This window comes from Paenibacillus sp. 7516, assembly GCF_002272715.1.
Classification (GTDB): domain Bacteria; phylum Bacillota; class Bacilli; order Paenibacillales; family Paenibacillaceae; genus Paenibacillus; species Paenibacillus illinoisensis_A.
This window is the reverse complement of the sequence record NZ_NPBI01000048.1, coordinates 38754-48862: the sequence shown is the minus strand read 5'-3', so window position 1 is coordinate 48862 and position 10109 is coordinate 38754. Positions and strand designations below refer to the sequence as shown.

Annotated in this window: 10 protein-coding genes and 1 other RNA gene; all 11 read right to left on the bottom strand. The window is 47.1% G+C overall.

Annotation, left to right across the window (positions count from 1 at the left end; genetic code table 11):
- Nucleotides 1–195: 195 nt before the first annotated feature.
- The 11 genes from CHI14_RS29175 to fba all read right to left on the bottom strand — a co-directional run bounded on the left by CHI14_RS29175 (nt 196) and on the right by fba (nt 10035).
- Nucleotides 196–465 (bottom strand): pro-sigmaK processing inhibitor BofA family protein, encoded by a 270-nt coding sequence (locus CHI14_RS29175; protein WP_095293489.1) that lies wholly within the window; start codon nt 463–465, stop codon nt 196–198.
- A 29-nt stretch (nt 466–494) separates the two neighbouring features.
- A complete protein-coding gene (locus tag CHI14_RS29170; protein WP_095293491.1) occupies nt 495–722 on the bottom strand; it encodes a DUF2508 family protein in 228 nt (75 codons plus the stop codon).
- A 257-nt stretch (nt 723–979) separates the two neighbouring features.
- On the bottom strand, nt 980–1579 hold the full coding sequence (recR, locus tag CHI14_RS29165) for a recombination mediator RecR (RefSeq protein WP_095293488.1): 600 nt from the start codon (nt 1577–1579) through the stop codon (nt 980–982).
- Nucleotides 1580–1613: 34 nt separating this feature from the next.
- Nucleotides 1614–1925, bottom strand: coding sequence for a YbaB/EbfC family nucleoid-associated protein (locus CHI14_RS29160; protein WP_095293487.1), 312 nt, complete (start codon nt 1923–1925; stop codon nt 1614–1616).
- A 54-nt stretch (nt 1926–1979) separates the two neighbouring features.
- Complete coding sequence (gene dnaX, locus CHI14_RS29155) at nt 1980–3734, bottom strand: DNA polymerase III subunit gamma/tau (RefSeq protein ID WP_095293486.1); 1755 nt, start codon at nt 3732–3734, stop codon at nt 1980–1982.
- A gap of 175 nt (nt 3735–3909) precedes the next feature.
- An RNA gene (ffs, locus tag CHI14_RS29150) (signal recognition particle sRNA large type) lies at nt 3910–4177 on the bottom strand.
- 137 nt (nt 4178–4314) lie between these two features.
- Nucleotides 4315–4512, bottom strand: a complete 198-nt coding sequence (gene rpmE / locus CHI14_RS29145) for a 50S ribosomal protein L31 (RefSeq protein ID WP_095293485.1) — start codon at nt 4510–4512, stop codon at nt 4315–4317.
- Between the two features lie 103 nt (nt 4513–4615).
- Nucleotides 4616–5890: a radical SAM family protein gene (locus tag CHI14_RS29140; RefSeq protein ID WP_095293484.1), complete on the bottom strand. Its 1275-nt coding sequence runs from the start codon at nt 5888–5890 to the stop codon at nt 4616–4618.
- Between the two features lie 95 nt (nt 5891–5985).
- Nucleotides 5986–7308: a transcription termination factor Rho gene (gene rho / locus CHI14_RS29135; RefSeq protein WP_095293483.1), complete on the bottom strand. Its 1323-nt coding sequence runs from the start codon at nt 7306–7308 to the stop codon at nt 5986–5988.
- Between the two features lie 471 nt (nt 7309–7779).
- Nucleotides 7780–9033, bottom strand: coding sequence for a UDP-N-acetylglucosamine 1-carboxyvinyltransferase (locus CHI14_RS29130; RefSeq protein WP_095293482.1), 1254 nt, complete (start codon nt 9031–9033; stop codon nt 7780–7782).
- A gap of 147 nt (nt 9034–9180) precedes the next feature.
- Nucleotides 9181–10035 carry a class II fructose-1,6-bisphosphate aldolase gene (fba, locus tag CHI14_RS29125; protein WP_095293481.1) on the bottom strand — a complete coding sequence of 285 codons (855 nt, stop codon included), beginning with the start codon at nt 10033–10035 and terminating at the stop codon, nt 9181–9183.
- Between the last annotated feature and the right edge of the window lie 74 nt (nt 10036–10109).

The following is a 10109-nucleotide window of genomic DNA, read 5'->3' as shown; positions in this document are numbered from 1 at the left end:
ATTCATTCGTTGTCGTCACTATTTTCTCTCAGCGGCGACTTTTATAATATACCATACTTCGTTTGTTTTCGTCAAGCACTTTTTTGAAGTTTATTTTCAAAGTTCTTATCGAACTTTGTTTCATCCTCAAATTTCCTCGACCAAGCAAGCAAAGCAACGAGATATAATGTACCATAGATCTCTGTGCCGAGTCAACTACCCAAACAAAGATATTTTCAACCCCAGCAAAAGTCCTACTCCTGGCAGGCCCAAAATACTTACTGTACCGATTGTAGCAGGATTCAGCGGTATGTAGGCACCCGTAATCCAACCGGAATAATTGACAACATAGATCCCGATCGCAGCCAAAGCCAGATGTATTCCAAATGAGGTTACCCACGACAATCCGATTCGCTTTCTGAACAATATGATTACCAGCGCCAGTAGCGAAACCACAAGCACGCTTCCTAGAATCACACTTTTCATATGAAGCACCTCCCCGGCTTATTCTTACATTACACACTCATGCCCCGATCCATTACAGCCGACTTCTTCATCCCTGCCCGTTTCGCTCGCTTCAGATGAATCTGGTACTTACGCTCTGCTGCTTCCAGAACATATATAGCATAATCAATTTCATCTTCCCCCTGCGCCTCTTCAAACTGCCTAACGGCACGCTCCCACTCCGCTTTTGCCTTCTCAATCTCCAAATAGATCTGTTCTTCTTCCAGCTCCTTCTGCATTTGGGTACGTTTCTCTACTGCCCGTCCTGCATTTTTCCAGAAAAACATAAGCTCTCCCCCTTTGATTCAGCACAGCATATTCTCATACTTATCAAGGGAAGGACAAACTTAGAACTATGAGCCACAAATTTCCCCGTGGTACTTCGTTCTCACCAACAAAAAAAGAGAGCCTCTCGGCTCTCTGGATGAATCCATTCAAATCTTCAACTATTTAAATTCAATACAAAACCGCGTTCTCCTTAGTCGCACATACAAGCTTACCGGATCTCTCTGCGGCCTTCCAGCGCTTTCGATAGTGTCACTTCATCTGCATATTCCAAGTCTCCACCTACAGGCAGTCCATGAGCTATCCGGGTCACTGTAATCTCGAACGGACGAACCAGACGGGATATATACATCGCCGTCGCCTCACCCTCAATATTCGGATTCGTTGCCAGAATCAATTCTTGCACCCGTTCATCACTCAGTCGGGTCAACAGCTCCTTCAACCGAATATCATCAGGGCCGATTCCCTCCATTGGAGAGATCGCACCTTGCAGCACATGATAGTACCCATCAAATTCTTTGGTACGCTCCATGGCAACAAGGTCCTTGGAATCTTGAACCACACAAATGACAGAACCATCCCGGGATTTATCCTGACAAATGCGGCATGGATCGGTATCTGTAATATTACAGCATACCGAGCAATAATGAAGGTTACGCTTCACACTAACAAGCGCCTTGGCAAAATCAATAACATCATCTTCCTTCATGTTAAGCACATGAAAGGCTAATCTCGCAGCTGTCTTGGGGCCAACACCCGGCAAACGGGTAAAAGCATCAATCAGTTTCGCTATCGGTTCGGGATAATACAATCGATTGTGTCTCCTTTGACAGGATCAATTTTAATTAAAACAATCCCGGAATTTTCATGCCGCCTGTGAATTTGCCCATATCCTGGTTAGCAATTTCATCAGCTTTGCTCATTGCATCATTTACAGCAGTCATAACGAGATCCTGCAGCATTTCTACATCTTCCGGATCCACTGCTTCAGGTTTAATGGTAATGGACAGCAATTTCTTGTGTCCGTTAACCTCAGCTGTAACTACACCGCCACCCGAAGTACCTTGAACCGTTTTGTCCGCCAGTTCCTCTTGTGCCTTCAGCATTTGCTCCTGCATTTTCTTCACTTGCTTCATCATTTGGTTCATGTTGTTCATGATTGTTCATCTCCTTTGTTATAGTTAATGATGCGCGCCCTGCGCTAGGTACATCTATTCCTTGATCACTACAAGATCTTCACCGAAGAGCTGGATGGCTTCATCAATCCAAGGTTGCTTGCTGCCTGACCCGCCGTCTTCATGCTCAGGTTCAAGCTTAAAGTCCTCCTTTGGCGCTTCAGCAGCTCCTTCCATGGCTCCTGTCCAGTCCTTAAGCATCATCGTCACCAGACGTGCTGAACGCCCAAGCTGTTCAGATAGCACGCGCTCAATCACTTCACGATTAGCCTGCTTCTCTGTCGTTTCACGGTGAATGTTATTTTTAAAAGCAACCAATACATTGTCTTCCAGCATAGATACAGGCTCACCATCCATAAACCAGGCATGGACTGTAACCTTCTCTTCTTTAACACGCTGCAAGATTTGACTCCACTTTCTGCTGATCTCCACGAATTCTGGAGACCCCTTGCGCGCCACGTATTGATCCAGCTGTGCAGGCAGCTTCGCCGGAGCATTCCCCCTGGATACAGGAGTACGAGTTGCCGGTCGCGAAGGACTGCTTGGTGCAGCCTCTCCACCAGAAAGGCCACTTTTCAGCGCACGATCCAGCTTCTTCTCCAGCTCAGCAAGCTGTTGTTTCAAGCGGTTAATTTCGCCGCTGTCAGCTTGTGAGGACGCCGTCGCTCCTGCTGACACAGCAGCTTGATTCGGCACCTCTCCCTGCGCAGGTATACTGCACAGCTTGAGCAGAGCCACTTCAAATAACGTTTGCGGCTGTACTGCATATTTCATTTCACTCTGGTATCGGTTAAGTGTGTCAATCATCTGGAACAGCTGTTCCTTCGTGAAGGATTCTGCCATATCACGGAAAGACTCGGGGTTAAGCACCCGGTCTGTCAGTTTATCAGCATCCGGTACCATCTTGATCATAAGTAAATCACGGAAGTAATACAGCAAGTTTTCCATGCATTTATCTGCACTCTTGCCTTCATGCATAAATCCTTCGATCATCTGCAAAATATGTCCGACATCACCTTTAAGCAGTGACGCGGCAAGCTTGGCAAATTGCTCTGAAGGAATTCCTCCGGTCATATCCATAACCTGCTGATATGTCACTCTGCCATCTGTGAAAGAAGAGATCTGATCCAGAACACTGAGCGCATCCCGCATTCCCCCGTCCGACAGACGAGCGATGTATTGGAGCGCATCCTGATCAGCCTCCATACCCTCCTGTTCGCAGATCAGCGTAAGTCTTGCCGTCTGCTCCTCAAGGGAAACCCGGCGGAAATCGAATCGCTGACACCTGGAGATAATTGTGGCCGGAAGGCGGTGTGGTTCGGTTGTTGCCAAAATAAACATTACATGTGGAGGAGGTTCCTCCAATGTTTTGAGCAAAGCGTTAAACGCCTCTGTTGTTAACATGTGCACTTCATCAATAATATAGACTTTCTGCCGGACTTCCGTCGGGGCATATTTCACCTTTTCACGAAGATCGCGGATCTCCTCAACACCCCGGTTGGATGCAGCGTCAATCTCCTGCACATCCATTACCGAACCGGCTGTGATCCTGCGACAAGCTTCACATTCATTACAAGGCTCAGGCGCAGGTCCGCGCTCGCAGTTTACAGCTTTGGCCAAAATCTTGGCGGCACTGGTCTTCCCAGTTCCTCTGGGCCCGTTAAACAAGTAGGCATGGGAAGTCCGCTGTTCACGAATCGCGTTCTGCAAGGTCTGAATAATATGCTGTTGTCCCACCATATCCTGAAACGACTGGGGACGCCAAGCCCGGTATAACGCGATATGCTCCATGATGCGTTACCTTCCTTCCACTTCGCATTCGAGTCCTTTGTCGTTCCCCCATTATACTATATTCCGGGGTGATTCCAAACTTTATCTGACCCAATGATGCGTAGTTTTTTTGTACATATCAAAAAGACCTCTGCATACATACAACTGCAAAGGTCTCTACATTTCAAATGGTAAGCCGTGCACCTGCTATCGATAATTGCGATCCAAGTGGCACCCCTGAACAACAGCTCAGGCTAGGCAACCCTCCGGCACAAGAGTGATCTCACTTATGGCTGCTTCCTTCCGGACCTGACCAGGTTCATGAGTACTCATTGCGGAGGACCCAACCGTCAACACCACGTTCAGGGACCAAACCTCACATCGACAAAACCTCTAGCAGGAATTCAACCTCGCTATAGCGGATTGCGAGTTACAGGGCACCGCTGCCTCCCCATCTAGCACGGTAAGAAATAGTATAACGTAAGCTTATCCAAATTGCAACCGGGCCTGAACTGGAACCTTTATCCCTATATAAAAACCCCTGCCATAGGCAGGGGTGGTTTGGATGCAATTAGCAGACAATTCACAGGGAATTGCTGAATTAGATTCCGTATTTTTTCTTGAAACGATCGACACGGCCGCCAGCATCGATAAACTTCTGTTTACCGGTGAAGAACGGGTGGCAAGCGGAGCAAATCTCTACACGAAGTCCTTCTTTAACTGAACCAGTCTCAAAAGTGTTACCGCAAGCGCAGGTTACTTGACCGATCGTGTATTTAGGATGAATTGCTTCTTTCATTACCTTTCACCTCTTTCCGCCCTGAGCCTCAAGCGGACCCAGAGTAAATGGCACAACTTCAGAGATTATAACACGGCCTCATGCGTGTTGCAATCGAATATTATCAAGAGGTGATGAGTCTTTTCGGACGCGCCATCCCGGCTGGAGGAACATGTGTATACGAGCCAATAACGACATCAGGCAGCTCTTCTTCGAAGATCTCAATCATTTGCTTCATTCCGAGAATATCACCCTGAGCTGGAGGGATAAGTTCCAGATAACTCTCCGGGTCGATGTTCAGATTCCGCATTTGAATTAAGCGCAGGTCTGTTCTCCGGGCAAACTCAATCATGGCTTCAATCTCCTCTTCACGATCCGTGACACCCGGGAAGATCAAATAGTTAATCGATGTGTACACGCCTTGTTGAGCCGCATACTTCATTGACTTCTCCACGTTAGCAAGTGTATAACCCCGTGGTTTGTAGTACGCATTATAGTGGTCATCCAGTGCACTAATCGTACTTACACGCATCAAATCCAGCCCCGCATCCACGATGCCCCGAATGTGGTCATTCAAACCAGCGTTGGTGTTAATGTTGATATATCCCATATCCGTAATGGAACGCACCTCACGAATGGCCTCAATAATCAACTTAGCCTGAGTTGACGGTTCACCTTCACATCCCTGCCCAAAGCTGATAATGGACTCTGGTGTTTTCAGGTGTTCCAGCATAACCTCAACAATTTCGTCCACACGAGGTCGGAAATTCATTCGGGTCTGCGGGGAAACAAAGCCACTATCATCTGGTTGTTCCGAAATACATCCGAAGCAGCCTGCGTTACAGGAGTATGATACCGGAACTCCACCTTCCCAACGATTCAGGAACGTATTTGACGAGGTCAGACATTCATACCCAAGTGCACAGTTGGACAAATGGGTATACAGACGATTCTCAGGATACTTTTCAGTCATCCGCGTAACTCCAGCACGTACGTCATCACGGTCACAGTTCAGCGGATTCCACTGATCCGGATGATCGGACATCCGGGCTGTAACGTAGAATGCGTCATCTTTCCACACCACTGCGGAGTACCCGAACAAGGGAAGCTTATATTCTTTATCCGTTTTCACATAACCCGGCAAACACAGCCGAGTAAACCCTTGCGGAAGCAAAGCCCCGACCGCCTGTGTATCACTCGGAAGAGGCATCATCTCGCCGGTGTCTGGATCCATCCCAATGGGACGAGTGCTTGGTAATCCAACCAGAGTTGCTCCCTCTGGTAGAGGAATGAGTTCATCCTCCATAATTTCAACGATCATATCTCCACTACGGGCAAGCCCATACAGGGATGGGTGATCAAATACATTTCCTTTTTCATCTGCGTATACTAAATACATGATGTTCTCCTCACATCTAATGGGTTAAACCGAACGACGAGTTTATGGTAAATCCAGCAGCAGAACTGCCAAATTCGAATGTGTAAAAGTACTTTTTAAGTTGTTGTTGCTGAGGTAGCCGTCTGTCTCGGCGAACGCCGAGTCGTTGTGGTTCCCGAATTGCTTGTATTGTTGCCCGCTGCATCAAACGCAGCCAAAAATTCTGCATTCGTTTTGCTGTTGCGCAGTTTTTTCAGGAAGCTTTCCACAAAATCATGGGAGTCATTCATATTTTTACGAATGGTCCAGATGGTATCCAGCTCTTCCTTGCTTAGCAGCACTTCTTCTCTGCGTGTACCCGAACGGCGAATATCGATGGCCGGGAAGATACGGCGTTCTGCCAGCTTGCGGTCCAGATGAAGCTCCATATTACCCGTACCTTTAAACTCTTCATAGATGATATCATCCATACGAGATCCCGTATCGATTAACGCTGTTGCCAGAATAGTCAGGCTGCCGCCCTCTTCCACATTCCGCGCAGATCCAAAGAAACGTTTTGGGCGGTGGAATGCTGCAGGGTCAATACCCCCACTAAGCGTCCGTCCGGATGGTGGGATCACCAGGTTATATGCACGAGCAAGACGCGTAATGCTGTCCAGCAGAATAACGACATCTTTTTTCGCCTCAACCAGACGCAGAGCACGTTCCAGCACCAGTTCCGCAACCTTGATATGATTCTCAGGCAGCTCATCGAACGTAGAAGCCACAACTTCCCCTTTTACCGAACGAGACATATCCGTTACTTCCTCCGGACGTTCATCAATCAACAGGACAAACAGTTCAATTTCTGGATTGTTGGTTGAAATGCTGTTGGCAATTTCTTTGAGGAGAAGCGTCTTACCTGCTTTAGGAGGTGCTACGATCAATCCGCGCTGTCCCAAACCTACAGGAGCCAGCACATCCATAATGCGTGTAGACAAATGGTTGGGGGATGTTTCGAGAACCAGCTTTTTCTGCGGATACAATGGGGTTAATGCTGGGAAGTGAAGTCTTTCCGCAGCGGCTGAAGGATTCTCACCGTTTACCGCATTGACTTGCAGCAAACCGAAATATCTCTCGTTTTCCTTCGGCGTTCTACATTTACCAGATACGAGGTCACCCGTTCTAAGATCGAACTTGCGAATCTGCGAGGCCGATATATAAATGTCTTCGGTGCTAGGCAGGTAGTTAATCGGGCGGAGAAAACCGTAACCTTCAGGAAGGATCTCAAGCACACCTTGCATAAACATCAAACCGCTCTGTTCAGCCTGAGCTCGTAGTATGGCAAAGATCAATTCTTTCTTCTTCAGTGTGCCATAGTAGGGAATCTGATATTTTTTGGCCAGTTTGTAGAGGTCCGTTAGTTTCATTTCTTCCAAATCGGAAATTTGTAGATCCATATAATAACCACCTATTCAATTAATAAGTCCGTGAAATGGATAGTTTCGCTTGATGATCGGCTATAGGAGAACAACACAAATCAGCTGCGTTCTCTTCTGTCCATTGTACGGAATGTAACCGTTATAATGCAAATACTTGTCGTTGAGTGTAAGTTTCCGGGTGGGATGACCATGATACAGTGTTACACACTTGTAAGTGAACATATAATTCACGAGGCTTTCGATCCGGGTACCCAGTCATGGAGCACAGACCAATCGGGGTTTGGGGAAAAGGAATGATGTCAGTTCATACAGCCATATGATATTTGATCCAAAAAAAGACCCTCCGGTTAAGGAAACAAAAACCATTTCGTCTTATCCCGGAGAGGCTGAGAACTCTATTAGAATAGGTTTACCCAATTGTTGTAAGGTTATGCAGTTCTGTCAAAATAATAACGTCAAGTCACCAATCTTGCAATATGGTAGCTTACGCTATTCCGTTTCACGCCACACATCTGCACCAAGAAGACGCAGGTTGGTCACGAGGTGATCATATCCACGATCAATAAACTCGACGCCTGTCACTTCAGTCACACCTTCCTTAACCGTCAGACCGGCAATGACCAGCGCTGCTCCGGCACGAAGATCTGATGCTTTTACTTTGGCCGCATTCAGTGCACCGCCTTCAATGATGGCTGAACGACCTTCCACTCGAATTTTGGCGCCCATACGCACCAGTTCTGGCACATGCTTAAATCGATTGCTGTATACAAAATCACTCAGGACACTTACGCCTGTCGCTTGAGTTAATACGCTTGTCATCGGAGACTGCAAGTCGGTTGGGAATCCCGGGTACACCAGTGCCTTAACATCCACATGACTATAGGAAGGTTGTCCAATGACACGAATACTCTCATCCAACTCTTCAATGCCCACACCCATCTCCAGCAATTTGGCAGTTAACGCCTCCAGATGTTTGGGAATAACATTGTCGATCAGAACATTACCGCGTGTTGCCGCTGCGGCAATCATATACGTACCCGCCTGTATGCGGTCCGGGATAATGGAATGACGGCAGCCTTTGAGCTCCGACACGCCTTCAATACGAATAGTTTCGGTACCCGCACCCTTGATGCTGGCACCCATTGAATTCAAAAGTGTTGCTACATCTATAATCTCAGGCTCTTTAGCCGCGTTTTCGATAATTGTAGAGCCTTTGGCACGAGTTGCCGCCAGCATAATGTTAATGGTTGCACCTACACTGCTTACATCCAGATAAATCTTAGCTCCACGCAGCTCTTTGGCATGCAGATGGATGGATCCATGTTCGTTCGTTACTGTTGCGCCAAGCGCCTCAAAACCTTTGATGTGTTGATCAATCGGACGAGGCTCGAAGTTACAGCCTCCAGGCAAACCAATTGTTGCTTCTTTGAATCGTCCAAGCAATGCTCCCATCATATAATACGAAGCACGCAGCTTCTTCACGGGACCATTCGGCATAGGTATAGATTTGATATCGGATGGGTCGATCTTCATCTGACTGCCTTCCCAGAATACACGAGCTCCGAGTTCCTCCAAAATTTCCGCATAAACCGCCACATCACTCAAAAGTGGCAGATTATCCAGCACAACCTCTGATTCGGCAAGCAATGCTGCAGGAATAAGCGCAATGGCGCTGTTCTTGGCGCCGCTTATGGTTACAGTCCCCTGTAACGGACGTCCGCCACTAATCATCAATTTTTCCATAAAGCTTAATGTCCCCCTACGTGTTTTGCAGCCGATGAACGGCATAACGTGCTGATGGCTTCCTACGTGAAATAAGGTGTGAAAATGGAAAGACACCGGCTAGGCGGTGTTCTTTCCACTTCACAGTATGGAACTGGTAAAGATAAATTACGCTTTGTTGTTGGAACCAAACTCGCGGATTTTACCTTTAACGGTTTCTTTGATTGCTTCACGGCCTGGTACGATGAACGTACGTGGATCGTAAGCATCTGGTTTAGCTGCAAGCACTTCACGAACCGCTTTTGTGAACGAAATTTGGTTCTCAGTGTTTACGTTGATTTTGGAAGTACCCAGGGAAATGGCTTTATCGATGTCATGTTTAGGAATACCTGTACCACCGTGCAATACGAGTGGAACTTGTACCGCATCACGAACTTCTTCCATTTCTTTGAAGCCCAGGTTTGGCTCGCCTTGGTAAGGACCGTGTACGGAACCCAGAGCTGGTGCCAATGTGTCGATACCTGTTTCTTTGACGATACGGATACACTCGTTCAGGTCAGCGTATTGGATGCCGCCGATAACGTCATCTTCCTGGCCGCCAACAGTACCAACTTCAGCTTCAACGGAAACGCCTTTAGCGTGTGCATATTCAACGACTTTTTTCGTCATTTCAATGTTCTCGTCGATGGAGTGGTGGGAACCGTCGATCATAACGGAAGTAAATCCGGCATCGATTGCTTCTTTACATTTATCAAAGCTGGAACCGTGGTCCAGGTGAATCGCAACTTCAACGGTGATTTTCATGTCATGAATAAGTCCTTCTACCATTTTAACTACTGTGTAGAAGCCACCCATGTGACGTGCTGCACCTTCGGATACACCAAGGATTACAGGAGATTTCTCTTCTTCTGCAGCTGCAAGAATCGCTTGAGTCCACTCAAGGTTATTGATGTTGTATTGACCAACTGCATATTTTCCTTCAAGTGCTTTGTTCAACATGTTTGTCATAGAAACTAATGGCATGGTTTCAATCCTCCTAGGGTTTGGGTTGTGTCTATGGTTTTTAGCCGAAATCACATACGGGCTTATTATACCAC

Coding starts and splice junctions, on each gene's coding strand:
- rho (WP_095293483.1), bottom strand. CDS start 7,308: ATGGATCTACAAATTTCCGATTTGGAAGAAATGAAACTAACGGACCTC.
- CHI14_RS29130 (WP_095293482.1), bottom strand. CDS start 9,033: ATGGAAAAATTGATGATTAGTGGCGGACGTCCGTTACAGGGGACTGTA.
- CHI14_RS29140 (WP_095293484.1), bottom strand. CDS start 5,890: ATGTATTTAGTATACGCAGATGAAAAAGGAAATGTATTTGATCACCCA.
- CHI14_RS29170 (WP_095293491.1), bottom strand. CDS start 722: ATGCAGAAGGAGCTGGAAGAAGAACAGATCTATTTGGAGATTGAGAAG.
- CHI14_RS29175 (WP_095293489.1), bottom strand. CDS start 465: ATGAAAAGTGTGATTCTAGGAAGCGTGCTTGTGGTTTCGCTACTGGCG.
- dnaX (WP_095293486.1), bottom strand. CDS start 3,734: ATGGAGCATATCGCGTTATACCGGGCTTGGCGTCCCCAGTCGTTTCAG.
- CHI14_RS29160 (WP_095293487.1), bottom strand. CDS start 1,925: ATGAACAACATGAACCAAATGATGAAGCAAGTGAAGAAAATGCAGGAG.
- rpmE (WP_095293485.1), bottom strand. CDS start 4,512: ATGAAAGAAGCAATTCATCCTAAATACACGATCGGTCAAGTAACCTGC.
- fba (WP_095293481.1), bottom strand. CDS start 10,035: ATGCCATTAGTTTCTATGACAAACATGTTGAACAAAGCACTTGAAGGA.